The 25,932-nt window shown below is 33.5% G+C and carries 28 protein-coding genes, 1 tRNA gene and 1 other annotated feature; of the genes, 19 read left to right on the forward strand and 10 right to left on the reverse strand.

Annotated elements, in window-relative coordinates:
* Positions 1-395: 395 nt before the first annotated feature.
* Positions 396-2,669 carry an HAD-IC family P-type ATPase gene (locus tag H3U49_RS01370; RefSeq protein WP_198179085.1) on the reverse strand — a complete coding sequence of 758 codons (2,274 nt, stop codon included), beginning with the start codon at positions 2,667-2,669 and terminating at the stop codon, positions 396-398.
* 231 nt (positions 2,670-2,900) lie between these two features.
* Between H3U49_RS01370 and H3U49_RS01375 the strand changes: the two genes are divergently transcribed.
* Positions 2,901-3,236: a YxeA family protein gene (locus H3U49_RS01375; protein WP_198179087.1), complete on the forward strand. Its 336-nt coding sequence runs from the start codon at positions 2,901-2,903 to the stop codon at positions 3,234-3,236.
* Positions 3,237-3,292: 56 nt separating this feature from the next.
* Here H3U49_RS01375 and eno read toward each other — a convergent pair whose 3' ends face one another.
* Positions 3,293-4,579 (reverse strand): phosphopyruvate hydratase, encoded by a 1,287-nt coding sequence (eno, locus tag H3U49_RS01380; RefSeq protein ID WP_198179089.1) that lies wholly within the window; start codon positions 4,577-4,579, stop codon positions 3,293-3,295.
* Positions 4,580-4,823: 244 nt separating this feature from the next.
* On the opposite strand from eno, the gene H3U49_RS01385 reads away from it, so the two are divergent.
* Together H3U49_RS01385 and H3U49_RS01390 are read left to right on the forward strand one after the other, a co-directional pair.
* A complete protein-coding gene (locus H3U49_RS01385; protein WP_198179090.1) occupies positions 4,824-5,654 on the forward strand; it encodes a DegV family protein in 831 nt (276 codons plus the stop codon).
* A 311-nt stretch (positions 5,655-5,965) separates the two neighbouring features.
* A complete protein-coding gene (locus H3U49_RS01390; protein ID WP_232347667.1) occupies positions 5,966-7,519 on the forward strand; it encodes an L-lactate permease in 1,554 nt (517 codons plus the stop codon).
* Positions 7,520-7,590: 71 nt separating this feature from the next.
* Here the strand turns inward: H3U49_RS01390 and H3U49_RS01395 are convergent, their stop codons facing one another.
* The gene (locus tag H3U49_RS01395; RefSeq protein ID WP_370466780.1) at positions 7,591-8,166 is read right to left on the reverse strand and encodes a phosphatase PAP2 family protein; all 576 of its coding nucleotides are present in this window, start codon (positions 8,164-8,166) and stop codon (positions 7,591-7,593) included.
* 243 nt (positions 8,167-8,409) lie between these two features.
* On the opposite strand from H3U49_RS01395, the gene H3U49_RS01400 reads away from it, so the two are divergent.
* The 4 genes from H3U49_RS01400 (at position 8,410) to H3U49_RS01415 (ending at position 12,154) form a co-directional block, all read left to right on the forward strand.
* Complete coding sequence (locus H3U49_RS01400; protein WP_198179092.1) at positions 8,410-9,330, forward strand: hypothetical protein; 921 nt, start codon at positions 8,410-8,412, stop codon at positions 9,328-9,330.
* A gap of 586 nt (positions 9,331-9,916) precedes the next feature.
* Complete coding sequence (locus H3U49_RS01405) at positions 9,917-11,011, forward strand: hypothetical protein (RefSeq protein ID WP_198179093.1); 1,095 nt, start codon at positions 9,917-9,919, stop codon at positions 11,009-11,011.
* Positions 11,012-11,136: 125 nt separating this feature from the next.
* The gene (locus H3U49_RS01410) at positions 11,137-11,844 is read left to right on the forward strand and encodes an AzlC family ABC transporter permease (protein WP_198179094.1); all 708 of its coding nucleotides are present in this window, start codon (positions 11,137-11,139) and stop codon (positions 11,842-11,844) included.
* Entirely contained in the window at positions 11,831-12,154 is a 324-nt protein-coding gene (locus tag H3U49_RS01415; protein WP_034979597.1) for an AzlD domain-containing protein, read from the forward strand. Before H3U49_RS01410 ends, H3U49_RS01415 begins: the two co-directional genes overlap by 14 nt.
* A gap of 527 nt (positions 12,155-12,681) precedes the next feature.
* Here the strand turns inward: H3U49_RS01415 and H3U49_RS01420 are convergent.
* The 4 genes from H3U49_RS01420 to H3U49_RS01435 all read right to left on the reverse strand — a co-directional run bounded on the left by H3U49_RS01420 (position 12,682) and on the right by H3U49_RS01435 (position 14,855).
* Complete coding sequence (locus H3U49_RS01420; RefSeq protein WP_198179096.1) at positions 12,682-13,512, reverse strand: hypothetical protein; 831 nt, start codon at positions 13,510-13,512, stop codon at positions 12,682-12,684.
* 124 nt (positions 13,513-13,636) lie between these two features.
* Entirely contained in the window at positions 13,637-13,861 is a 225-nt protein-coding gene (locus H3U49_RS01425) for a hypothetical protein (RefSeq protein ID WP_198179098.1), read from the reverse strand.
* A gap of 392 nt (positions 13,862-14,253) precedes the next feature.
* A tRNA-Ser gene (locus H3U49_RS01430) sits at positions 14,254-14,343 on the reverse strand.
* 143 nt (positions 14,344-14,486) lie between these two features.
* On the reverse strand, positions 14,487-14,855 hold the full coding sequence (locus tag H3U49_RS01435; protein WP_198179100.1) for a MerR family transcriptional regulator: 369 nt from the start codon (positions 14,853-14,855) through the stop codon (positions 14,487-14,489).
* A 156-nt stretch (positions 14,856-15,011) separates the two neighbouring features.
* Between H3U49_RS01435 and H3U49_RS01440 the strand changes: the two genes are divergently transcribed.
* The 5 genes from H3U49_RS01440 to pnuC all read left to right on the forward strand — a co-directional run bounded on the left by H3U49_RS01440 (position 15,012) and on the right by pnuC (position 18,817).
* Positions 15,012-15,419, forward strand: coding sequence for a carboxymuconolactone decarboxylase family protein (locus tag H3U49_RS01440; RefSeq protein ID WP_198179102.1), 408 nt, complete (start codon positions 15,012-15,014; stop codon positions 15,417-15,419).
* A gap of 142 nt (positions 15,420-15,561) precedes the next feature.
* The gene (locus H3U49_RS01445; protein WP_198179104.1) at positions 15,562-16,269 is read left to right on the forward strand and encodes an AzlC family ABC transporter permease; all 708 of its coding nucleotides are present in this window, start codon (positions 15,562-15,564) and stop codon (positions 16,267-16,269) included.
* Positions 16,256-16,582 carry an AzlD domain-containing protein gene (locus H3U49_RS01450; protein ID WP_198179105.1) on the forward strand — a complete coding sequence of 109 codons (327 nt, stop codon included), beginning with the start codon at positions 16,256-16,258 and terminating at the stop codon, positions 16,580-16,582. The genes H3U49_RS01445 and H3U49_RS01450 overlap by 14 nt, the downstream gene beginning before the upstream one ends.
* A 213-nt stretch (positions 16,583-16,795) precedes the next feature.
* Positions 16,796-17,968: a cation:proton antiporter gene (locus H3U49_RS01455; RefSeq protein WP_198179106.1), complete on the forward strand. Its 1,173-nt coding sequence runs from the start codon at positions 16,796-16,798 to the stop codon at positions 17,966-17,968.
* Between the two features lie 135 nt (positions 17,969-18,103).
* Complete coding sequence (gene pnuC, locus H3U49_RS01460) at positions 18,104-18,817, forward strand: nicotinamide riboside transporter PnuC (protein ID WP_198179107.1); 714 nt, start codon at positions 18,104-18,106, stop codon at positions 18,815-18,817.
* Between the two features lie 78 nt (positions 18,818-18,895).
* Here pnuC and H3U49_RS01465 read toward each other — a convergent pair whose 3' ends face one another.
* Positions 18,896-19,204 carry a TipAS antibiotic-recognition domain-containing protein gene (locus tag H3U49_RS01465; protein WP_198179108.1) on the reverse strand — a complete coding sequence of 103 codons (309 nt, stop codon included), beginning with the start codon at positions 19,202-19,204 and terminating at the stop codon, positions 18,896-18,898.
* Between the two features lie 178 nt (positions 19,205-19,382).
* Here H3U49_RS01465 and H3U49_RS01470 point away from each other — a divergent pair, with 178 nt between their 5' ends.
* The 5 genes from H3U49_RS01470 to H3U49_RS01490 all read left to right on the forward strand — a co-directional run bounded on the left by H3U49_RS01470 (position 19,383) and on the right by H3U49_RS01490 (position 23,064).
* Complete coding sequence (locus H3U49_RS01470; protein WP_198179109.1) at positions 19,383-19,892, forward strand: dihydrofolate reductase; 510 nt, start codon at positions 19,383-19,385, stop codon at positions 19,890-19,892.
* A gap of 1 nt (position 19,893) precedes the next feature.
* Positions 19,894-20,082, forward strand: coding sequence for a hypothetical protein (locus H3U49_RS01475; protein ID WP_198179110.1), 189 nt, complete (start codon positions 19,894-19,896; stop codon positions 20,080-20,082).
* 59 nt (positions 20,083-20,141) lie between these two features.
* Positions 20,142-20,381 (forward strand) — a binding site (T-box leader).
* A 45-nt stretch (positions 20,382-20,426) separates the two neighbouring features.
* Entirely contained in the window at positions 20,427-21,278 is an 852-nt protein-coding gene (locus H3U49_RS01480; RefSeq protein WP_198179112.1) for a MetQ/NlpA family ABC transporter substrate-binding protein, read from the forward strand.
* A 27-nt stretch (positions 21,279-21,305) separates the two neighbouring features.
* The gene (locus H3U49_RS01485; protein WP_198179114.1) at positions 21,306-22,370 is read left to right on the forward strand and encodes a methionine ABC transporter ATP-binding protein; all 1,065 of its coding nucleotides are present in this window, start codon (positions 21,306-21,308) and stop codon (positions 22,368-22,370) included.
* Positions 22,363-23,064 (forward strand): methionine ABC transporter permease, encoded by a 702-nt coding sequence (locus H3U49_RS01490; RefSeq protein ID WP_198179115.1) that lies wholly within the window; start codon positions 22,363-22,365, stop codon positions 23,062-23,064. The genes H3U49_RS01485 and H3U49_RS01490 overlap by 8 nt, the downstream gene beginning before the upstream one ends.
* A 65-nt stretch (positions 23,065-23,129) precedes the next feature.
* Here H3U49_RS01490 and H3U49_RS01495 read toward each other — a convergent pair whose 3' ends face one another.
* Positions 23,130-23,411: an HU family DNA-binding protein gene (locus tag H3U49_RS01495; RefSeq protein ID WP_034979630.1), complete on the reverse strand. Its 282-nt coding sequence runs from the start codon at positions 23,409-23,411 to the stop codon at positions 23,130-23,132.
* A 161-nt stretch (positions 23,412-23,572) separates the two neighbouring features.
* The gene (locus H3U49_RS01500; protein ID WP_198179116.1) at positions 23,573-24,433 is read right to left on the reverse strand and encodes a glycosyltransferase family 8 protein; all 861 of its coding nucleotides are present in this window, start codon (positions 24,431-24,433) and stop codon (positions 23,573-23,575) included.
* Positions 24,434-24,639: 206 nt separating this feature from the next.
* Between H3U49_RS01500 and H3U49_RS01505 the strand changes: the two genes are divergently transcribed.
* Positions 24,640-25,365: an SLAP domain-containing protein gene (locus H3U49_RS01505; protein WP_198179117.1), complete on the forward strand. Its 726-nt coding sequence runs from the start codon at positions 24,640-24,642 to the stop codon at positions 25,363-25,365.
* A gap of 32 nt (positions 25,366-25,397) precedes the next feature.
* Positions 25,398-25,880 carry a nitroreductase family protein gene (locus H3U49_RS01510; RefSeq protein WP_198179118.1) on the forward strand — a complete coding sequence of 161 codons (483 nt, stop codon included), beginning with the start codon at positions 25,398-25,400 and terminating at the stop codon, positions 25,878-25,880.
* Positions 25,881-25,932 lie beyond the last annotated feature (52 nt).

A 25,932-nucleotide genomic window follows, 5' to 3' on the forward strand; every position in this document is an offset into this window, starting at 1 on the left:
TTAAAAGATAATTGTTATTTAAATCTAAAAAAATATTGATTTAAAAGTAAAAAAGTTGTACAAAATTGTTTACTTTGGTTATTTTATGTATTAATATAAACATAACGAATGTAATTTAAAGCATTTGTTATAAACGTATAACCAGTGAAAGGGGGGATTCAAGGGTCAATTAGCAAAATAATTATCTATCTTTGTTATTGGCTCGCCTCTAATCAAAAAATTAACTTTCCTGATTAATTTAACTATTTTTTCCTATTCTAAATTATTATACCAAATAGCATATACAAAACCTTTTTACCGGTGTGATGGAAAATTCAGGAACTCATCGGTAAACCTTAAAAAACCTGATTACGGAAATTTTCCGCAATCAGGTTTTTCTTTATTTAAATTTAAAATTAACGATTCTTCATTATTGGTTGATAGAATAAATCAATAACAATTGCGGCTATCAAGGCAATGGCAAAGGTAAGTAATATATTTGTCCAGCTTATTTTTGTCATAGCTATACCAAATAATGCCAAGATGACAGTTAGAAGGACGTCTCCTAATTGCGTCAAACCAACTGCTTTAGAAGGATAATCCTGCCAAAAGTATTTCTTAGTTCTTGTAATTAAGACGATAAACATTGCACTCAAAACCAGGTAAACATAAACCATCGTTGATACAGTACCATGACTATAGCCGTGCATATTAAGATAGGCAATAGCAGCAATCCCAATAGCAGTCCAACCGAAAGCTAATGAAAAAGCAATTTTAGCTAATTTAGCCATATTCCAGTTCTCTGGTTTATAGGTGATGTGCGTTCTATCAGTACCAATCATCATTGTTACCATATTATTCATAATTGTGTAAATGACCATAGCGTTTAAGGCCATTGGAATGTAGTTAAAGAAAAGGTAGCCAAATGTTAAGAGCATTGTTAATTGTGCAGTTCTGGCTAACTTTGTTAAGGACCAGGTAGTCATTCTTTGGTACACTCTGTGTCCAGCGTCAAGTATTTTTACTATTGAAGATAAACCGTCATTTAAAAGTACCATTTTACCAGATCGTTTGGCTACATCAGCTGCATTAGAGACCGCTATACCAACTTCAGCTTGCTTTAGAGCAGGAGAATCATTCACGCCATCTCCTGTCATACCTACTATATAACCTTTCTTCTGGAAGAATTTAACCATGCGCAATTTATCTTCTGGTAAAACGTCTGCAATACCGGCCAGTTTGCTGGTATCTGTTTGGTCAGTAAAATCACGAATAGAAATTACCTCCCCTTGCAAGTCAACCTGCTTTGCCACTGCAATAGCAGTTTTCTGATTATCTCCAGTCAGCATAATCGGCTTTACTCCCCGTTTTCTGAGCTCTTCGAGGGCAGCTTTGGAATCAGATCGCACCATATCTTGCAAAATGAAAACACCAGCCAGCTTATCATCAATTAACAAGGCTACCGAACGTCCAGCGCTGAAATCTATTTCTTTTGCCTTTTCGTTAGCATCTTGATCAATTAACGAAAGTTGTTTAAATGAACCTAGTTTAATATTATGGCCATCACAGATTGCCATAGAATAGCCGGTGCTTGAAGTAAAAGGCGTAAATTTAGAAGCTGACTTGATGCTTAATCCTTGTTTTTTAACATATTCATCAATTGCAGTATCAATAAGTTTTTTGTTTCTCTGATCCGTAGCGGCTGATGCTAATTGCAGAACATCATTATTATTCATTGAACTGAAATTGGTCCACTGACCGACTGCCGTTTTATTTTCCGTAATTGTTCCTGTCTTGTCTAACAGGATCAAATTAAGGTTTGCTGCATCTTGAATACCGGTTAAATCAGAAGTTAATACACCTTCTTTACTTAAACGAGTTGCTTCAAAGGAGTTAGAAAGTGCAAATGTAGAAGGCATAGCAACTGGTATTGAAGCTATAAACATCATTGCTAAAAATGGCAGCATGTTAATAAGATTATTCAAGTCACCGCCCTTAAAGAAAGAAGCAATGACAATTACTAAGGTTAAAATTCCGTCAAGAATGCATAGATAATAAATAATTTTAGTTAGCAGTTGCTGCAAGTGACCAGGAGCTGCAGAATTATTAATTAGATTAATTGTCTTACCGGAACGTGAATCTGCACCTGTGGCAGTAACGACGGCCAAACCATTTCCTTCAGTTACAGTAGTACCGGCAAAGGCTGTATCTTGTGGATTTTTTCGCACAGTTCTTGCTTCACCTGTAATTGAACTCTCGTCCGTAGAAATTTGTCCATCGATCAGCTTCACATCAGCAGCCAAGACGTCACCAGCTTGCATACTGATTAAGTCACCCGGGACTAAATATTTTGAATCAAAATTTTGCCACTGCCCATCTCGTTGAACAGAAATGGTAGGAGTCAATTTGTGTGAAATATTATTTAGAACACGTCTTGACTGCTTTTTCTTAGAGGCACCATTCCAGGCGGCAAAAAGGAGCATCAAAAGCACAAATAATGATTGTATCCATTTTCCTAGCACACACTCTAAAAGTAGAGCAGCTTCAAGAATCCACGCTGATAAATTCCACAACTTGGATAGAAACTCTTTAAAAAAGTTGAATTGAGGCTCAGGCACCTCATTTAATCCTTTTTTCTGCAAAAGTTTATCTGCTTCGGCTTGAGTTAAGCCTTCAATTTTTTCAGACATAATTTTACTTCCTTAGTTATTAATACTTTATTTAAAGTAGCATAAAAAACTTACTTTTGCTAGCAAATTAAGATTATCATTGACAAGATTACTTTAATTTATTATTTAAAATAATCATAAAAAAGTGTAAAATAGGTATAGTAGTGTATTAGTACACTTGAATTTAAATATGTTTCCTAAAAGGAATTTCAAAAGAAAGTCTATTCCTAAAAGTTAGATAAAGGAGATATCATGTTCGAAAAATTTTTGGTTCCAGTTTATGTCTTTTTTCTGATTATAACTAACCAAATTCCATTGGATCACAATTCTTGGATTGATAGAGCTAATCCTGCTATTCCAGAAGTAACTAGTTATGCTAAAGTCAAAAAAAATACGCAAAATTATCTAAACGTTCAGGCCTATAATCCTGAAACTGGTAAAAAATTACCATATAAAATTGAAAGAGTAGGTGGTTTTGATCCAAGTAGACAATATATTAAGATCGACCACAAGGGACAGTACGTGAGAAAAATTGTCTATATCTCCGAAAGTACTTACTTAAAAGCAATTAGTCAAAAAGACGACTAGCCATAAAAATGGCACAAAAAAAGCCTGCATTATTGCAGGCTTTTTGAGTTTAAAAACTAATCTTTGTCAACACTGTCTGGAAAAGTAGCTAGACGCTCGCCTTCACCAAGATCTTCTTCAATTTCGAGCAAACGGTTGTATTTTTCAACACGTTCTGAACGAGCAGGCGCACCAGTCTTAAGCTGACCACCGTTAACAGCAACGGCAAAGTCAGCGATGAATGTGTCACCAGTTTCACCGGAACGGTGAGAAATCATAGTGTTGTAACCGTTCTTACGTGAAAGACGGATAGTTTCCAAAGTTTCAGTAACAGTACCGATTTGGTTTAACTTGATTAATGAAGCGTTACCGGCACCTTCCTTGATAGCTTTAGTCAAAAGCTTAGGATTAGTACAAATGAAGTCATCCAAAACAATTTGAATTCTGTCCTTGTGGCTTTGAGTAAACTTAATCATGCCGTCAACATCGTTTTCATCATATGGGTCTTCAATTGAAATTAATTCTGGGAATTCGTCAAGTAACTTGTCGTAGTATTGAGCTAATTCTTCGTCATCAAAGACTTTACCTTCAAAGTGATACTTGCCATCTTCTTTGTTGTAGAAGTATGAAGCAGCACAGTCACAGGCAATAGCAATGTCTTCGCCTGGCTTGTAACCAGCCTTAACGATAGCGTCATGTAAAGCTTGCAAAGCTTCTTCAGAGTTCTTCATGTTAGGAGCGAAACCACCTTCGTCGCCGAGGCCAGTTTCGTAACCCATGTCTTCAAGAACTTTCTTCAAAGTATGGTAAGTGTTAACGATCTTTTCAAAACCATCACGGAAAGAAGTCTTCTTAACTGGGGTAATCATGAATTCTTGAACGTCGATACCATTGTCAGCGTGCTCACCACCGTTAATAACGTTATGGAAAGTTTGTGGCATTTCAAGATCGGTGCCGCCAAGGTATCTGTATAAAGGTTGGTGGCTGTCTTTTGCTGCAGCAGCTGCAGTAGCCATTGATACGCCTAAAATAGCGTTGGCACCAAGTTCAGCCTTGTTAGGGGTGCCATCTAAGTCGATCATTACACGGTCAATGTTTGGTTGATCATGTGGATCCAAGCCTTTTAATGCCTTAGCAATTTTAGTATTGACGTTTTCAACGGCTTTGGAAACACCTTTACCGCCTACACGACTGCCGCCATCACGTAATTCAACTGCTTCGTTTTCACCAGTTGAAGCACCTGATGGAACTTCAGCTTTACCAACAACACCGTTTGATAAGGTTACAAAAGCCTCAACAGTTGGGTTACCACGTGAATCATAGATTTCCAGTGCATGAACATTTTCAATGACTGATTTTAACATCTAAAAACCTCCTAAATAATAAATGCTGTACTAATTTTTATAAGTACATACATTAGTGGAGCAACTGCTCCATATCTACATCACAAATTTTAGCCTAAGTTTGTGATTATGTAAACATTTGTAACCGATTTCTAATGTTAAAAAATATTAAAAAATTTTTTATCGCTTTTTTTTGGTATTTGATTTATTATTTAGCTATATATTTTTTTAGATATATAGTTTATTTATATAAGGATACACAAATATGGATAAAGTAAAGTTAATAATAGACTCTGGCTCAAATGACAGAGCAAATGAAAATCTGACTGTAGTGCCATTAACAATGACAATTGCAGGAAAAGATTTTGTTGATGACGAAAATCTTGATATCGATGAGTTCATCAGCAGTATGGAGAAAAATACGGAGGAAGGAAAAACTTCCTGTCCCAGCATTAATGAATGGCTAGAAGCTTTAAAAGGAACTAAATTTGCAATAATGATAACAATTACTAGTGGCCTTAGTGGCAGTTTTTCATCTGCTTTTCAAGCTAAACAAATATATGAAAAAGATCACCCTGATAGCCATGTAATTGTGATTGATTCAAGGACTGCTGGCCCAGAAATTTCAGTTATTTTACAAAAAATTCGTAAATTGGCTAATAGCAAAATTCGTTTTGTAGATTTGGAACAAAAAATATCCGATTATAAGACACACACACATTTGTTATTCGTATTAAAATCACTGCATAATTTAGCACTCAATGGGCGAGTTAATATGGCTGTGGCTAAAGTCGCTAAAGTTTTAAATATTGATGTGGTTGGTACTGCTAGTGAGGAGGGTAAGCTAGAGCCTTTGGCAAAAGTACGAGGAATAAAGCGTGCTTTTAAAGAAGTCCTGAAATTAATGAGTGAAATGAAATACAAAGGTGGTAATTTAATTATTGATCATTGTAAAAATGAAAAAGATGCTGAAAGTTTAAAAGCAAAAATTTTAGCACTTTATCCAGAAGCAGAGATCAAAATTCGCTCAATGAGGGGACTTTGCACGTTTTATGCCGAAGAAGGCAGTTTGATGGTTGGTTTTGACGATTTGTAATTTATTTGCAAATAAAAAATTCCTTTTTTACACTTGTTCTCTATATAACAGAATATAAAAAAAGGTGATTTAGCCCTAACTTAATAAAGTTAGGACTATTTTTTATTTATTAATGTAAGCGCTTTATTATAAAAGATTGTGAAGTTAAATTCATCTTCAAAAGCGCTTAACATAGTGCTATAATGAAATTAGATAGCGCTTACATCACAAACTCATATAGTGTTGTCTAATAAGTTTTATCAAGTTCTATGTTAGAAAGTGAGAGAAATCAATCTGGTTTTTGCTAAATTGATTTCGTCGGAGGAATAAAAATGGATATACTTAAAACAGTCCTTGCGATCATCCCTATCGTTTGGCTGATACTTTCCTTGGGTGTTTTTCGCATTCGAGGAGATTTGTCGTGCTTAATCGGCTTTGCTTTATCAATAATTCTCAGTATTGTCGGTTTCCACTTTTCGTTTTCAAACAGTATTACCGCTGGAATTGACGGCATAATTATGGCTTTATGGCCAATAATTTATGTTATTATTTCCGCTCTGTTTATCTACAATATCAGTAGAAAATCAGGAGGAATGGATACAATAATGTCTATGTTAACTTCAATTACTAAGGATATGAGATTCTTAGTATTAATCTTAGCATGGGGATTAGGCGGATTCTTGGAAGCCATTGCCGGTTTCGGTACTGCGGTAGCGATTCCTGCAAGTATCTTAATTATGTTGGGCATGAGTCCTATTAAAGCAGCTGTGGTTTGTTTGGTAGCAAACACTGCTCCTACTGCTTTTGGTGCCGTTGGTTTGCCAGTAACAACTCTGGCTAAAGTAACAGGTTTGGGAGTTACTGAATTAGGTTATTTAATTGCTATACAATTATTTGTTTTAATGATGATAGTTCCATTCGTTTTGGTCATGATGACTGAAGGTAAGGGACTTAAGTCATTTAAAGGAAAAGGTGTTTTGGTTTGCACCCTGGTAGCTGGTTTAACATTTGCAGTTCCAGAAATTTTCATTACTAAATATTTAGGTCCTGAACTACCATCAATTGTAGGTTCAATAGTTTGTCTGCTATGTTTAGTAGTTATTATTAAGAAATACAGCAGCAAAGATGAAACTGAATCTGCTGGTACTGAAAAAGACGATAAGGCTCCTATTTCCACTGCTGATAAAATTAAGGCTTGGGTACCATTTATTTTGGTATTTTGCTTTATCATTTTCACTTCATCAATGTTCCCAGCAATTCATAATGCACTTGCAAGCGTTAAAACCAGTTTCCACTTCTATAATGGTGCAAATGCCAAGCCAGTTGACATTGACTGGTTGTCATCACCGGGTACTTTGATTTTACTGTCAAGTATCATTGGTGGTGCTATCCAAGGTTTGTCATTTAAGGAAATGTTTTCCGTTTTGACAAGTACGATCAAGCAATTAGTTAAAACAATTATCACAGTTTGTTCTATTGTGGGCCTGTCCAAAGTAATGGGTTACAGCGGAATGATTGATGTCATTGCAGTTAGCCTCGTAACTTTAACTGGTGCCTTTTACCCAGTAATTTCACCAATCATTGGTGTTCTAGGTATCTTTATCACTGGTAGTGATACTTCAGCTAATGTTCTCTTTGGTGAATTGCAAGTACAAGCTGCCCACGCACTGAAAGTAAGTCCATACTGGCTAGCAGCTGCTAACATGGTTGGTGCTACCGCTGGTAAGATGCTTTCACCACAGAACATCGCAATTGCTACAGGAGCTACTGGTCTTGAGGGTAAAGAAGGAGTTATTCTTAAGAAAGCTTTGCCGCATTGTGCATGGTACACTGCATTATTGTGTGTGATCGTGTTTGTGTTAGGAAAGATGCTTAGTTTCCTATAATTTAATTGTATAAAATAACTGTTGATAAGCAAAAAACAACCTCAAACCAAAAGTTTGGGGTTGTTTTGTTCTTAAATAACCATTAAAAGTAATTGTTGAGAAATACTAAAACAAAAGACGGCTAGAGAAGTGGCCCCGATAATATCTGATGGAAAGTGAGCCTTAAGACTGATACGAGAAATTACAACCATCAGCCAAATTGCCAGCAAAATCCATAAAAGTCTATTTCCTAATCGTCCTGCAAAAAGTCGCCAAATGATTAAAGCCATAACAGTGCTACCTAAGACATGACCACTTGGAAAACTATAGCCTTCTTCTAAATCTGAATGTAGGATTGGCCGTTTTCTGCGCATCCATTTTTTTAAAAAGATACCAATCAGATCAGTAAAGCCTAAAGTAAATAATGCCCAAAAAGCTAGTAAACTTTCATTATTACTGATTAAAAAACTTGCCAGAAATACATCCAAAACAACTAAAAGTTTGGGATCGTTTATAAATGCAATAATCTGCCAGCCGATTCCATCGCGTCTTCTGATTAATTTATGATGAAGCCAGTGATCAAATAAATTGAAACGTCGTGAATTTCTGACATTAAAGATAAGTAGTATTAGTATTAGAGCAGACAATGTTTCTACCCAAAAGTTAATATTCAAATCGAATCCCTACCTATAATTTGTATTCGATTATATTTTAACAGTAACGAGGCAAAGCGTAGAAATTAAAATCTACTCTTGAGCAAAACTTAAGATTTGTAATTTAAAGGAAATTCAGAATTTGAACTTTACTAAAATTAGTTTTAGCAAGGTAATTACTTTTAAAAAAGCTTGACTTTAATTAAAACCAACTTAAAATTATCATTATCAAGTTAGGGCGTAATTTAGGAGGAAAAAATGAATAATAATCATACTTCTAAGCAAGAGACTGTGGGTGAAGCTATACGTGATATTGCTCACCATGAACATAACTTTGCTTTAGCTGATAATTCTACTAACCATCTTGGTGATCTCGTTATTTATGGCACCCTTTATCTTTTTACACTTTTATTTTCTGATATTTGGTTTGACTGGCTGTTTGTATTGTTGGCTATTGTTGCAATCATTAGCGTAATCCGTTATCAAAACTTCTTGCGACACAAGGTTAATTCCCAAAAAATGACTTCGTTTTTCGTAAATACTAGTTTGATTTCAACTGGTGTGAGGTGTTTTGTAATAGGAAACGCACCATTATTAGCTCTTAGTATGCATACTCAGGGAAAATTTAACTTCTCCATTTCTTTGCTGGTTGGCTTAATTACTGCTTTGATTGGAACAACTTGTCAATATCATTACCTGACTAATCATCAAGTCATTGACAGGCAAAAGGAATCACCAAGCGAGACCTGCAAAAAAGCTTTTGATTTTAGTATTAAAAGTTGCAAAAAGGGTTATGTCAACCAAGGCTTTTTCTTTGATATTGCGTGTGGTTTTGCCCTTTTGGCAAATCATTTTTCTTATGAAGAATTAATCTTAGTTAAATTTGAAGCTTGGCAATTTGTTTTAATTACTATTTTGATAGTAATGGGTACAGTTCTATTTCAAAGGTTTTTACACAATAAAGTTGTTACAAATAATATAAGTAAAGGCTTTAAGTGGGGTACTTTATTAATGACGGCTGCGCGCGGCTATCTGATAAGTATTGCACCATGGGTTGCAGTGTGTCTGTTCACGGGCAATTCAATCAATTGGTTAGCGGCAAACCTGTTAGGTATATTTGTTGCACTTATTGGAACTGGATTGCAATACAAATATTTACATAAAGTCAGAGTCTTTTAAATGCAGAGCTAAGTATGAATATATTTGACCATGAGGACACTGATACAAAGATAAGCCAGTAAAAGTAATTTCTTTTACTAGCTTTTTATATGACATAAAAAAACTCCATAAAGCTTGTTTAAAGCTTGTTTTTGTGCAATGCCTTAAATACTTAGCTTGAACAAAAAGCAAATTAGACAATAGAATAAAATTATTTTCATCAGAGAAAATTATGAAAAAAGAAAAAACAAGGTTTAAAGCTCTAAATGATATTGGGCATTAAATTGCTACATGTGTTAAACCTAATTTTACTTTGAAAATAGGTAATATCTTGCGGTTATCTGCGTTAATGTGCACGGATTTTAATTTAATTTGTTTGGAGGCAAAAATCCACATAAAAATGCAAGACTAATAATTTTTTAACTTGTCTCAATTACTACAATTGTAGGTATTTTTATCTGCCCGAACCACTAAAAAATAATACTGCTTTTAAAGTCACCACGGTAATAGAATGGACGAGCATTATTATGACTATATTGAAAAATTGTTTCTAATATAGTTTTTTGCGTATAATAAATATGATTTTGTTAAAAGGGATGTAGTAAAAATGAAGTGGTTAAAGAAATTAAATAAGCCCATCTGGATGCTTCATGAATTACTTGCTATTTTTATAGCAGTTTTATTATCATTTTTAATTCTGTATAACAAGTTTACTTGCTATCTTACTTCTCAATTTATAATTGCTTTTGGTATAAATACCTGTATTTGCTTTTTAAAATTTAGAAAAAATAAGAGATTAAATCAAACTTTTTTACTCACCATATTTTTTATTTTAAGTTTAACTCTTTGTAGTCTTTTTTATGGGATTATATTTAGTTTACTTTTCTATTATTTTTTTGCAAATTATATAGAAAATATATTTGGCTATCAATTTTTGTTTAGAATATATTTTACTATAAACATCATATTTTCAGGGATTTCTGGTTACGTTTTTTTAATATTAGTAAATTTTATTACAAACATTGGATTATTTACTGGTAAAAAAGATCCTCAAAAAATGATTAATATACTAACCGTGGTTTTTGCAATTATTAGTCCGATAACTGCAAAAATTCTCACATCAAATATGCTTTATGATTTATTAAATAAAAATTTTGCTAAAATACCTGATAATTATGTCTATGACAATATAAATGTCATAGTTTGTATAATTTCAACTTTATCAATACTATATTTTCTTTTGGTTTTGTATTGTATTCTTTTATTAAAGATAGTTAAAAAAAGTTCCATTGATAAAGGTAAAATTTTTGTGGTTTTTATAAGAAGCCTTATAGTTACAATAGTTACACTTATAGGACTTTATACTATTATTCAACCAGATGCTACTCTAAATTCTTATACTTTTGTTATCAAAGATAAATTAATAGGAAATAAATCTACTAATAAAATTACAGTGATTCCTAAAGGAAGTAAAAACAGAAAATCCGTACCAACAAAATACGATGAGGAAAAATTGTCATTTACTGCTGCAGCCGCAAGTGTTTACCCAATTCTTGATACATGGCAATGTGTAAATGATGAAATTAAATTAGAACTAAAGAAGAAAAAACGAAAAAAGAAGAAAAAACGAAAAAAGAAAAAAAAACGAAAAAAGAAAAAAAAACGAAAAAAGAAGCTCGATAGTAAAAATTTAAAAAAATAAAAATTTTTATTTATTATACGTTAAGATTAAATCAATACTAATTTTCCCTTAATAAATTTAACTACATTACTCATGGTAGGACTAACCACATCATTTAATGATTTTTCACAAAAGAGGGTGAAAGAATGGATACTTATTTAACCAAAAAATCTGCAATTAAAGAAGCAATTCCAACAATATTCGGCTATATTGGCATTAGTACGGCTTTTGGAATTATTGGCAAAGCCAGTGGCTTTTCTACTTTGGAAGTTTGCTTGATGTCTATTCTGATTTATGCCGGATCCGTTCAATTAACCACTCTGAATATGCTGGTTGCGGGCAGCCCGATTGCTTCAATTGTTTTAGCCGCTTTCCTGGTCAATTCTCGAGTAATTCTTATGAGCACGACTGTAGCAGGTTACTTAAAACAAGAAAATTTAAAAAGTAATATTTTGATAGGAACTTTTCTCACTGATGAAAGTTTTGCTCTCGGTATGAATAAAATTAATTATACAAATGACAAGTTAAATTTTAACTGGTTTAACACAGTAAATATTGTTTCTTACATAACCTGGCAAGTTGGAACACTTTTGGGAGCAGTATTGGGCAGTTTTATTACTGATCCTAAAAAATTAGGGCTTGACTTTGCTATTGTAGCAATGTTTATCGGTTTGCTTTATTTGCAGGTAATTGGGGACAAAAAACTAAATAAAGTACTCCAAATAATTGTGATATTGATTTCTTTTGCGCTGACATATTTACTGACTATTATTTTACCTGCCAACTTAGTGGTAATAGTTGTAACCTTAATTGGTTGTAGTTTAGGAATGGTAATAAAGCATGTCTTCTTCTGAATACATTTTAACGACAATCATTTTCTGTGGAATCACCACTTTGTTATCTAGAGTGATACCTTTTGTCTTGTTGAAAAAATTCACCTTGCCGCCAAAATTAGTTGAATTTTTGTCTTTTGTGCCTATAGTAATAATGGCTGCTCTTTGGTTTAGTAACTTATTAATAGCAAAACCAGGTCATTTGCCTCAACTTAACATGCAGTATGCTTTGGCTTCACTGCCAACATTTATTTCCGCAATTATTAGTAAGTCACTCTTAATCATTGTGATAGTTGGTATGATTTCACTAGCAGTTCTGCGTTTAATTTAAAAAACGAATGGTACTGTGTAAATTAAATACTAAAGTCGATCACCATGTGAACATTTTTTATATTTTATAAATAGTTTGTAGTTTATTTATAATGTATAGAATAAGAAAAAACATGTAAAAAAGTATTGTGCCATATTGCTCAATGCCTTTTTGTAAAACAAAAAAATATATAAGATTATTTTCATAGTAATGATAAAAGAAGGGTGCAGTTTATTTTTATAAAAATAATAGAAAATGAAATCTAGTAATTAATTTTAAAGTTGGCGAACATTTTAATATGCTATTGACGATTTTTTCGATATTATCATCTTGCTGTGCTTTATATTCATCAAGCATATAGGCATATTCGCAGTTATTGTCATGTTTGAGTTTCCCAAACGTTTTGAAATGACATATAAAGCAATTCGTTTGCTGCTATGATAGAGAATGCAAAAGGGCATAACCCTGTTGTATTTGTATTACTTCTAAGAAATCTAAATTCGAGCAGTGATTTCTTAGAAGTTTTTTATTTTCAAAATATTTAAATCTTATTTTTTACTTAAGCCAATTAATTCTATAGTAGACAATATAACTTCTCCAGCAGTTAAATCAGCCGTTACTTTGCTGACTTGACCTTTTTCAGTATCTTTGCCTAATATTTCGTTTAAATTATCATCAGACCCATCTTCTGATATCAAGTTACCTCTGCCTTTTATTGGCCGTATGACATACCTTCCGGGTTTAATATCAAGTCCTACTAACCATATACCAGCATTTATTTTTGTTTTATATGTATATTTATCTGGTGTTGGCGTGAAGCTTGTAGACTCTATCCAGTCTAACTTGATTTTGTCATTTTTTACTAAGTTGGTAGTAAAAGAAGTTAACTGATCTCCTTTATCATCGTTTCCTAAAATAACGTTAATAGTGAAATCGCTGTTAGATAAATTACCACTGCCCTTGACAGCTTTAATAACGTATCTGCCCGGCTTTATATCTCTACCGACCTTATACTTACCAGCGCCTAAAGTAACTGCTTTAGCTGTGTTCTTCACTGGTATAAATTTGGAAACCTTTTTGGAAGCATAGGCAGAAAGCTTTTTCCTCTTTTTTACAGGAGATGGTTTTATTGGATGAGGTACGGTAGTTTTGTATGTTTCATTATGACTCTGGGCTTTATTTGAAGTTGATACAAAGAAACCACAAATTAAAACTAGTATTAGTCCCCATACCAACCAACGTTTCACTAATGGCTCATTTGATGGATTTTTACTTGGTGTTGGTGCTTCTTTATAATCTTTTCTATTTTTTAATTTTCTTTCACTAATAATCATGTAAATAACAAATATTATTAGTGCAATTACCCATAAAAATTTCATTTGCCTTCTCCCATTATATTTGTATCAGTATATTTATAATTTACCATTTTTATAAATGTCTTAAAAGAATAAATTTACATATGTTTTCAAGTACTATTGAACATCGTATTCTACTGGGATAACTTTACCTAAAATTTTTCCCGGCGTATCTTTTTTTAAAACAATCTAAATCATAGTCATTATTTTCAAAAATTAAGATGACTTTATCTCCAACAAGCTTTACATGTTTTATCGTAGCCTCATTATCTATTAAGATAGCTGTCAAATCAGCATTTTCAACAGTTGGTTTTTTTATAGGCGTTACTAATGAGACATCAGGAATAGTGGCGGCATGAAATTGCCTTTGCAATATAACATAAACAGCTTACAGAGGGCACATAGTCAAAAGCGTATTTTAATAAATCTTCCATTGTTTACTTTGATATCACTGTCCATTAAGTTACATATAACATCAAAACGCTATATAAGAAATTACAGCCTGACAATGTAAGACTGGTTAAAAGTTATGAGGGAGCATAAAATTGCTATCGTCGATAATGAAATAAAGTTAAGTAATACTAATCATATTGAAATACAATAAGCTTTTAAGTTAAACATTGGTTTATTAGGAATAAAAGAGCAGTTTTTATAACTGCTCTTTTATAATGGATTCTGAATTACTATAATTAAATGGTTGGCGAACTTTTGGCGATCAAATAAATTAAAAATATTAATATATCAAGCTTTAAAGCGATATATTTAAGGAGAGTACAGGATTTGAACCTGCGCGCCAAGGAAAAACTTGGTTCGCCGGATTTCGAGTCCGGTGCATTACCACTCTGCCAACTCTCCATAACGAATAACATTATACCTTAACTGAAATTTTTTTCAACTTACCACTTACTCTAAACTGAACAAGTGCGTGTTTGTTGTGTATTTGCTTAATATAATATCGGAAAAAGCAATTAAATCAGTATTCACATTAGACAGCAATATTACTCTTTTAAATCTCCAATTGTCTTGAGGTAGGTTTTAATTTTTTGTTCTACGAACTTGATATTATTGTCAATCTTCTTTTCTTGTTCATTCAAATCATCGAGCTGATTAAACAGTAAAACTAGTCGTTCAGGGATGGTCTGGTCGCCTTTGTAGCGTAATTGGGCATATTTTTGCATTTTTTTGATACTCATGCCAGTCTTTTTTAAGCGAGAAATGAAACTAATCCAGGCAACATCTTTTTCAGTATAGATGCGACGATTATTTTCATCCCGATTTGGGAAAATTAATTTTTGCTTTTCATAATAACGCAGTGTGTCAATTGAAAAGCCACTAAGTTTGGAAAATTGACCAATCGAATATTTCATCGTATTTCCTCCCTACAAATTCCAGCCAAATAAATGATACATTGTCATATTTTACCACTACCAAAAAATTTTAAAATAGTGGTTGACATGGACTACACTCCAGCAATTATTCTGAAAACTGTTGAAAATTAGATTACAGAATAAAAGGAGAAAACTATGACAAACGATGAACGCTATCAAAAAGGATTAGCAAATTTAAAAAAAGTTGACCGGGAAGGTGGCCAATCAGTTATTGATTCACTTGCTGGTTTATCTGAAGATGTAGGGCGCTACATTATTGAATTTGCATTTGGTGATGTATACGATCGTGGTGTTCTTGATCTGAAACAAAGAGAAATGATTACCATTACAACTTTGCTGACACAGGGTGACACAGAACCGCAGTTGAACGTTCATATCAATGGTGCCTTAAACGTGGGTTTAACGCCAGAAGAAATAATTGAGACATTTATTCAAACTATTCCTTATGTGGGTTTTCCGAAAGTGCTAAATGCGATTAATGTTGCTAAGAAAGTTTTCAAGGACCGAGGGATCGATTTCACAAAGACATCTAAAAGTGAATAATGTCATGATTAAACTAGTTGCTTGTAATAGGTAAACTAGTTTTTTAATCTAATATTTTAAACAGGGAGAGGACTTGGTTTTCAATAAACTAAGTCCAGCTTACGAAAATTTAAGTTAAAATTTTTTATTAAAGAAGTGTTATATGAAAAGTTCATTATCTAAACGTGCAGCCGTGACTGACACAATTCCAACTGTTTTCGGGTATTTAGGAATTGCGACAGCTTTTGGTGTAATCGGCCGTGCGACCGGCTTTTCGACCATTACCGTAATTTTAATGTCGATCATAATTTATGCCGGATCAGCAGAATTTACAGCTGTTAGTATGTTGGCAGCAGGTAGTCCGATTATTTCAATTATCTTTGCTACATTTATGGTCAATTCAAGGATGATTTTGATGAGTACGACCGTTGCACCCTATTTCAAAAAAGACAGCTTGGGCAAAGGTGTTTTAATTGGCACTCTTCTAACTGATGAAAGCTTTGCTTTAGCGATGAATAAAATTAATTATACTAAAGGTAAAATGAGTTTTAGCTGGTTCAATACCGAAAATATGATTTCATATAAAACTTGGATATTTGCCACAGCGATTGGCGCCATACTGGGCAACTTTATTAAAGATCCAAAACAATTAGGACTCGATTTTGCAAATGTGGCAATGTTTATTGGTTTGTTATATTTGCAAGTAAATAGTGATAAATCTTTAAATAAGCTGTTACAAGTAATAGTAATTTTGTTGACATTGGTGTTGACTTACATTTTGACAATGATTTTGCCAGCTAGTCTAGTTATTATTGCTGTAACACTTATTGGATGTACATTGGGGATGGTAATAAAAGGTGTCTTCTTCTAATTATATATATTTAACAATTATCGGTTGTGGCGTTGCAACTTGGCTTTCACGGGTTTTGCCCTTTTTTCTATTAAAAAAATTCTCATTACCGCAAATAGTGGTTGATTTTTTATCTTTTGTACCAATTGTTATAATGTCTACTATGTGGTTTACTAACTTATTCGTAGCTCAACCAGGCCAATTACCAAAAGTTGATATTGAATATTTAATCGCGTCAATACCAACTTTGATAGCAGCCATTACCAGCAAGTCACTTTTAGTGATTGTGATAGTTGGAATAGTTTCATTAGCTCTATTAAGGTTCATTTTGTAAAGCTGCTAGTTGATTTACGTTTCTAAAAGTTTATCTTAAGAGAATTGTGAGTTATACTAGTAAAAGTTGTTAATTCATAACTATTAATCAAATTTGTTATTAAAAATAATATAAATATTTTGGTTGGAGTGAAAGACTTTCAAGAATTGTTCTCAGGTTTGGGTTGCCTGAGCAATTTTGAAGGTCTTTTTGCTGTAGAAGGCGGGAATGTAAATGAAATTTTTAGGAATGCTAGTTGTTATCTTAATAGCTACCTTAATTGGCGGACAATTTAGTGCAAGGTTAAAATTACCAGCTGTTGTAGGAGAATTATTAGCTGGGATAATAATTGGCCCGGCTGTTTTTAATCTGGTGCAACCTAGCGGTATCATCAAAGTATTCTCCGATATCGGTGTGATTTTTTTGATGTTTTTAGCCGGTCTTGACAGTGATATTAAAACACTAAAAAGGCTTTTACGTCCTAGTGTACTGGTAGCTGCCTTTGGTATGATAGTACCAATTATTATCGCTTATATGACTGGTATTCTTTTTAAATTTTCACAGGTTGAAAGTTTATTTTTAGGCTTAACTTTTTCAGCTACCTCAGTATCAATTTCTGTTGCTGTTTTGCAGGAGATGGGGCGTCTGGAAGGAAAAGAGGGCATGACAATTTTAGGCGCTGCAGTAGCAGATGACCTGCTTTCAATACTGCTTTTGAGCATTGTTAGTGGACTAACAGGTGTTTCTGAACCCGGATCAAATATGGGAAAAGATCTGGCTTTGAGCTTGCTTATTCAGGCAGCCTTTCTTATTTTATTAGTCCTTCTTAGCGTTTATGTCATACCTCGGTTAATCAACTTAAGTCAGCGTCTGACATTGCCCGTTCCAGAGACCTTAGTAACAATGATAATTGTGGCATTTGCTTCATGGGGAGCTGAAGAAGTGGGACTTAGTAACGTAATTGGAGCCTTCTTTGCCGGATTAGCCCTAAATCGTACTTCAGCACAAAAAACACTCAAAAAGAATTTTACAGTAATCGGCTACAGCAGTTTTATTCCCATCTTTTTTGTCAGCATTGGTTTAGACATGAGCATTAAAGGAATATTGCACGACTTTATTTTATTTATTGTTTTGGTAATTGGCGGTGTTTTTTCAAAATTGGTTGGTGCAGGCTTGGGAGCAAAGATTGCGGGTTTTAGCAATTCAAGTTCTTTGTTAGTCGGGACAGGAATGGTTTCGCGTGGTGAAATGGCACTCGTCGTTGCACAAATAGGTTTAACCAACCATCTACTAGCGCCAGCAGCTTATTCAACAGTCATTGGAGCAATAATTATGACAACCGTAATTTCACCCTTTCTGCTCAAATGGTCAATATTAAAAATGGATAAGATGGATAAGAATGAATAAAGCAAAACAAGATACCTAAGATCAATATAGCGATCTGACCTTCTAGTTAAATTTCTTAAAGTCATTTAGAAGTTATGCTATGATTAAAACCGTGTTTTTTCACTGTTAAAATTAAACAGAAGGTAGGAAGGTCTGATGAAAATAAAGCCGAGTGCTGGGATCTTTAAATTAAGATGGTATATAGAACAGATGCGAGGTTGGAGCTTTAAAACATATTTATTATTAATGTTGGGAATAGGCATTATTGTTGGTACTACTGTAGCAGCACCCGTTACTCAAATTTCCTTGTTAACAATGGTAGCTGCAATTTTGGGTTTTACCTGTACACTTGCCATTACTAATGCCAGACAAATCAATGGTATTTTAGGCTTAATTTCCTCTGCGATTTATATCATAGTTTCCATATACGCCCAAAATTATGCCAATGTTATTTTGCAAGCTATTTATATTTTGCTCTTAGATTTACCTGTATTAATGTTGCCGTCTTGGTCTAAAGATACGGAAAAACATATTCATGGTTTGACACTGATAAAGTGGCTTCTCACCATTATCTTTTTTGTCGTGGTGCTAGTTTTACTTTATCTGCTAGATACTAAACTTTTCACTAGTCCAAGGCCCCTAATTGATGCAACAGCTGGAGCAATTGGAATTACTGGTTCTCTTCTTTGTATGTTACATTTTCGCGAGCAATACTATTTTTGGACTATTCAGGGAATACTTTCAATTATTTTATGGGGAGTTACCGCATTTCAAGGGGATGCTAATCTAACTTTATTTTTAACATATATTTTGTATTTAACTAATGATTTACTAGCATTTACCGATAAGCATATTAGCTGGTTTAACTAACAAAAAAGGAGTCTTTTATGTAAAGTGACCCCCAAATTTAGGACAAATTTGGGAGTTCACATCAATGTAAAAGACTCTTTATTTTGCTAAATGCTTTTTAACAATTCTGCTTAATATCTTGGTTGCACCTTTGCCAGCCTTATCATCATAATAAGATTGATAGCGAGTATCATTATCGTAAGCATTGACTATTCCTAAGTGGATTTTGCTGGAATAATTAGGCATAATAATTCGCAGCCAATTTTGATGCTTTGTAAAGACATCATCACTCAAGTCGGCTTCTTTAGAGGGATCTTTAACAATTGCTTGTAAATCTCGTACTAGATCAGCTTCAGTTTGCTTCATTTTATTATATTTTGTTTCAGTAAATTGACTTTTTTCCGCCATGACTTCCTCCTGTAATTTATTAAGATACTTAAATAACTATAGCAATATTATCTTGAAAAATCATGTCTAAATTTCTTCGTGGGAAAAAGCTGAATTTAAAAAGGCACAATTGGTAAAGTGGGGCAAAAGACAAGAAATCTCATAAATAAAGCGCTATAATTAAGGTAGAGGAGAACTAATGATCACTTTTGTTTGGGCAGAAGATGAAAAACACCAAATTGGTATAGATGGACATTTACCTTGGAAACTGCCTGCCGACTTACATCATTTTAAAAAAATAACATATGGACATCCCATTGTCATGGGGCGAAGAACTTTTATGAGCTTGCCTCATATTCTACCTGGTCGCAAGCATATTGTTTTAACAACTAGTCATGAATTGAAAAATAAATTTCATGCTGATCAAAGAGTTTTAATAATACCTACGATCAGTGAATTACAAAGTTGGATTGATAGACACAAAAATCTGGAAATTTGTGTTATTGGTGGTAACTCGGTTTTTGGTGCTTTGAAAAATCAGGTAGATTGCCTGGAAAAAACTGAAATCAAAGCCACTTTTACAGCTGATGTGACAATGACAAAACTTAATTATAGCGATTTTAAGCTAGTAAAAAGGGAATTCCAGCAGCCTGACAATTTAAATTTGTATTCCTATGAATTTTTAACTTATATGAGGAAGGAGAAGTAACATGAAACAAGTTATTACTTCAACCGTCGTTTTGATAATTTGTATATTAACTTTGATTAGCAGTTTTTTACTTGCAGAAAACTTAAATCATAATTATTGGTGGCAGGTAATTGGTATGGCCATTGTAACTTTTGCTGTGGGACAATATTTTTTAAAAATAATAAAATCATATCAAGCAACTAAAAAATAATTTATTTTTTGGTTGACAGGAAAATTTTTAGATGTTAAATTAATAAACAATTAAATAAATAATACATCTTGAAAAGCAGAGTAGCTATTATTTTTACTAATAAAGAGAGCTGATGTTTGGTGAGAGTCAGTTAGTAAGGTGTAGTGAACATGGGCTTGAAACGATGACTGCTAGTGATATTTAGCTAGTGGCGGAGTTGCATCCGTTAACTTTGCAAGCTATTGTTAGATAGCTGTTGAGGTTTATTACGTGAGTAATAAGCAAATTAAAGGTGGTAACACGAAGCACTCGTCCTTAGTTTAGGATGAGTGCTTTTTTTATTGAAAAATTGGGAGGTTTTTCTAATGACTAAAAAAAGTCGCAATATAATTATTGGAGTAATTGCAGCCATTGCAATTATTGCAATTGCCTGGTTTAGCTTTGGCAAAAAAGGGGATAGCAATCAAAAGAACCATGTTGTTACTGTAGGTATAGTTAGTGAGTCAAAACCAAAAGAGGTTATTTGGGATCACGCTGCGGCCTTGGCCAAGAAAAAATATGGTATTACGATTAAAATCAAGAATTTCACTGATTACAATCAACCAAATAAGGCCGTAAAAAGCGGTGATATCGATCTAAATGCTTTCCAACATTATGCTTTTCTTAAAGCTTGGAATAAAGCCAATCATGGTGGATTAGTAGCTATCGGACGCACAGATATCAATCCAATTAGGCTATATTCAAAGAAATATCATAAATTGAGCGAATTGCCAAAAGGTGCCACAATAGCTGTGCCAAATGACGCAAGTAATGAATCCCGTTCTTTACTCGTTTTGAAAAATGCCGGATTAATTTCATTACGCAAAGGTAAAGCTCTTGTGACTGTTGCAGATATTGTGAAGAATCCTAAAAACATCAAAGTTAAAGAAATTAGTGCCGATCAATGCGGACGGGTAATTAATTCAGTAGATGCAGCAGTTATTAATAATGACTTTGCTCGTCCTGCAGGTTTGGGTGAAAAACAAACAATCTTTGTTGAACCGGTAAATAAAGATTCTTACCAATGGATAAATATCATTGTAGCTAAGAAAGATCAAGCAAAGAATAAGGACTACCAGGCAGTAGTCAAATGTTATCAAACTGCTGAGACTAAACGGATACAAAAGAAATATTATGGAAACATGACTAGAAGTGCTTGGGACATTAAATTGAAGTAAAAATTTTAATGATCGGAGAAGATTGTAATGGGTATTATTGATTTAGAACACGTAAGCGTAGATTTTCCTGATAAGAAAGGCAAAATTGTACAAGCAGTTCATGATGTTAGTTTAACTGTAGAAAAAGGTGATATATACGGAGTCGTGGGCTTTTCTGGAGCTGGTAAGTCTACTTTAGTCAGAACAGTCAACCTTTTACAAAAGCCAACAGCCGGCAATATTAAAGTTAACGGAACTGATTTTGTTAAAGACGGTAAGCAGGTAATAGCTAATAAAGACTTACAACTAGCTCGCAGAAAAATTGGCATGATTTTTCAAAATTTCAATTTATTAAATGAAATAAGCGTCGTTGACAACGTGTCCTTTGCCCTGAAACATTCTGGATTAAAAGAAAAAGAAATTAAGGAAAAATCATTAAAATTATTAGACTTAGTAGATTTAAGAGACAAAGCAAATTTTTATCCGGTACAGCTTTCAGGTGGCCAGCAACAAAGAGTTGCGATTGCCAGAGCTTTAGCGAATGAACCAGACATTCTAATCTCTGATGAGGCTACCAGTGCTCTTGATCCCCAAAATACTCTCCAGATTCTGACACTGCTCAAAAAGCTCCAACAAGATCTTAATTTAACTATTGTCTTGATAACTCACGAAATGGCAGCTATTAAGAAAGTTTGTAATAAAGTCGCATTAATGCAGTCTGGGCAAATTGTTGAAAAAGGCAGTTTAAGGGATGTTGTGCTACATCCTAAAAATGATTTGACCAAAAGTTTCGTGGGTGGCTCTTTGGAAGTAATCAACACTTTGAAGTCTCTTAATATTGATAAACTAGACAATGATAATGAAGCCATATATCAACTTGTTTATAGTATGGCTAATGTCACTAAAACAATTGTTGTTGATTTGTATCGTGAAGTAGGGGTTGAAGCCAGCATGTTATACGGCAATGTTGAATTGCTTGATGATGAGCCAATTGGCACTTTACTTGTTCAAGTCAAAGGAGACAAGACAAAACAGCAGGAAACAGTTGCTTATTTAAGAAAAGCAGAAGTTGCTGTCACTCGTTTAAACGAAAAGGGGGATCTATATGAGTAGTTGGTTTAGCAAAGTTTTTCCCAATGTTGTGCAATTAGGTTGGCTAGGAGACACAGGCTGGGGCACCAGCATTATTCAAACTCTGTATATGACTTTTTGGGCCGGAATTTTTGGTGGCATTCTAGGAATGGTTTTTGGTATAGTTTTAGTCTTGACAAAGAGTGACGGCATCAGGCCTAATAAATTTTGGTTTAACCTTTGTGATAAAATAGTTTCAATTTTTAGAGCTATTCCATTTATAATTTTGTTAGCATTTATAGCTCCGGTAACGCAAAAAATTGTAGGTACCCAAATTGGCATTCAAGCGGCTTTAGTTCCTCTTACATTGGGCTGTTTCCCGTTTTATGCACGTCAGGTTCAAGTAGCACTAGAAAGTGTTGATCACGGGAAAATTGAAGCAGCACAGAGTTTAGGGGCAACGATCTGGGATATTATATTTAGCGTTTATTTAAATGAAGCCAGATCGGAACTTGCTCGTGTTTCTACCGTAACGGTTATCAGTCTAATTGGTTTGACTGCAATGGCAGGTGCAATTGGAGCTGGTGGATTAGGTAACACAGCAATTTCATACGGATATAATCGGTTTAATAATGATGTTACTCTTATTGCGACAATTTTAGTTATTATTTTAATATTTATTGTTCAAGTTATTGGTGATTTTTTCGCCAACAAATTAAATCATCAAAATCGTTAGAAATTTTGAAACAAAATAAAAACAACGAGTTGAATCTCGTTGTTTTTTCGTATTTAAATGTAGAGTTATTTAACTGCATCCTTCAATGCTTTACCTGGCTTGAATGCAGGTACTTTAGTTGCAGGAATAGTTAAAGTTTTACCAGTTTGTGGGTTTCTACCTTTTCTAGCTGCACGATTACGTACTTCAAAAGAGCCAAAACCTATGATTTGTACTTTTTCGCCTTTAGCCAAGTTATCCTTGATTGATTCGATTAAAGCATCGATAACTTTTTCTGCATCTTTTTGTTTAAGATCTGTCTTTGCTGAAACTTCTTTAGTAAGTTCAGACTTGTTAATTGAAGCCATAATTCTTCTCTTTTCTATAAAAAATATTACACATTCAATGCTATTAAATAGTTTGAACTTTTTCTATACCAATCCACCTAAAGCATTGTGTCGCTTGATATTCGGCAACTTTTATTATTTTAGCACAGATAGGGCAACCTTCAACAGTAAAAAGCTAAATGTTAGCTTAATTTTTGTTGTTTTAACAAGCGGTTGACCATTTGCAAATAATTAAGATAAAGTGGTTTAAACCGGGAATGTTTCTCCTTTTGCCACGGTTTTGGTTTACCGCAAAAGTGTAAAATTGAGGTGTTTTTCATGACCCACTCGGTATTGATTTCGCCTGTGCTCCTTGTTAAGTAAACTGAGAAAGCTCTGGCATCGTAATTCCAGCGAGTTTCTGGAATTTTTAAAATATCTTCGCCATATAAGTAATTGAGAATATCTTGATCTGGCAAAATTAAAGTATCATGATGCTCTTCAATTGCCTGAGTAATTTCTTCAATTTTAATTTTTGTACGCATTTGATCTAAATCCATTAACATTATTCCAGAGTTAAAGTAGCCGGTTGATGTGCCCAGCCTGATATTATTAATTGAACTCATAATGTCTGTTAACCCTTCATGAACTGAAGCTGCAAACATTTTTCCTTTAAGGTCTAACTCCCATAAAGGCACTATTGAATTAATAACTAATATGTCAGGATCAAGATAAATAATACGATGTAAATCAGGTGGCAAAATTTTACTTGAAAGTAATCTGAAATACATTTCTTTCGGATAATCATGCAAGTTGAGTAATGAATCAGGAAATTTAATATTCTTATTCATAGTTAAGGTGGATACTTTAATTCCTATTTTTAGCCCAAATTTTTTTAATTTATTCAGAGCGTGCTGGTTGATGTTATCGTAAATTAGCCAGACATGAAACTCTTCAGTCATATTGTTAAGCCTAAGGGAATACATCATAACTTCGAGTGGTTTGATATAGTTTTGGTCAATAGTGACTAGTATTTCAATTGGTTCTTTTTGCGACTTTTTCATGAATTTCTTCCTTTAATAACATTATTATGTTTTCACTATTTCTTAGTATAAAGCAAAAGTATGTAATGTACCTCATAATATAAGTTATGAAAATGATATATCACAAATCAAAGACGTAAATTAATTGTTTCGATTTTGTAAAAGAAATTATTTATTCAAAGTAGTAGAATGTATATAAATAAGTTTTTCAATAATGAGGTGTCAAAATGAAGAAAAAACTTTTGTTAAGTCTAGCTGGAATTGCATTTTTGACTTTGGGATTAAGTACCACTAAGCCAGTTTCGGCTGCAGAAACTGATGCAAATTCAACTAATCAAAGTCAGACTAATAATACAACTTCTAATACTACAAAGGGAGATTCGAATACGTCAAACACTACAGATCAAAGTAAAACCAATAATGAACAATCCAATACAACTAACAGTACAAATAAGCCTTCTATAACAGATACGACAAAGAAGCCCAAGAAAAATAATACTAATTCAAATAATGCAATAAAATATTTAGGCAAAACTGTCAAATTAAAGAGAAATGCCTATATATATGACAGTAAGGGTAAAAGAATTAAAAACAAAAAACTGAAAAAAGGAACAATTCTTTCGGTTATCGGTTTTACTACAGTTAAAAATAAGAGTTATCTGCAAATATCATTAAATGGCAAGAAAACTAAGAAGAAAGAATACGTAAAGCCAGGTAATGTAAAGCTTTTTAAAGTTGCCAGCTATAAAGTAAAACGCAATGCTAAAGTTTACGATAGCAAAGGCAAGCTTCTGGTAAAAGGAAATAAATATTCATACGTTAAAAAAGGTACAACAGTTTTTGTATATAGTACTAAGAAGATTAAAGGTAAAAAGTTAGTAGGAATATCTGAAACACAGTTTTTAAAATGGTCTGATTTAGTTCATAAGACTGGTAAAGCTGTCATTAAATAATTTGGGTTTTGTTTTTCATAGGGGGCACATAAATGACTGATCCTGTTTTAAAAAGAGTAGCTATCAGAAAATATACGACTGAAAAAGTTGCTCAAGATGATATTGCTAAGTTGATCAACGCTTTTCAAGCATCTCCTTGTGGCATGCACCAAACTGACGTGATGCAGATGACCGTGGTTGAGAGTGAAGAATTATTAGCAGAAATAGAACAAGTTACAAGTAACGCTTGCTATAATGCTCCTTTATTATTTGTCATCAATGTCAAAAAGAATAATGAGTTTGGTGAAAGAGACGCTTCTGTTGCTGCAGAAAACATAATGGTAGAGGCGGCAGAACTCAACCTGGGTTCGGTTTATCTAATGAATGCGGCTAGTGTACTCAATTCTGCTAAAAACTTGGAAGAAAAGTTAGGTCTTCCGCAGAATTTTGAAACCTGTGTTATTGTTGCCTGCGGTCATGCTGCTGAAGAACCAGACGATGATAGATCAAATAGATATAAAGTAGTAAGAAGATAAGATTTTTAGTATAAGAACCAAAGACTTTAGCTATCAGCTGTATTTTAATGAT

It is taken from the genome of Lactobacillus sp. W8174 (assembly GCF_016100975.1).
Lineage (GTDB): Bacteria > Bacillota > Bacilli > Lactobacillales > Lactobacillaceae > Lactobacillus > Lactobacillus juensis.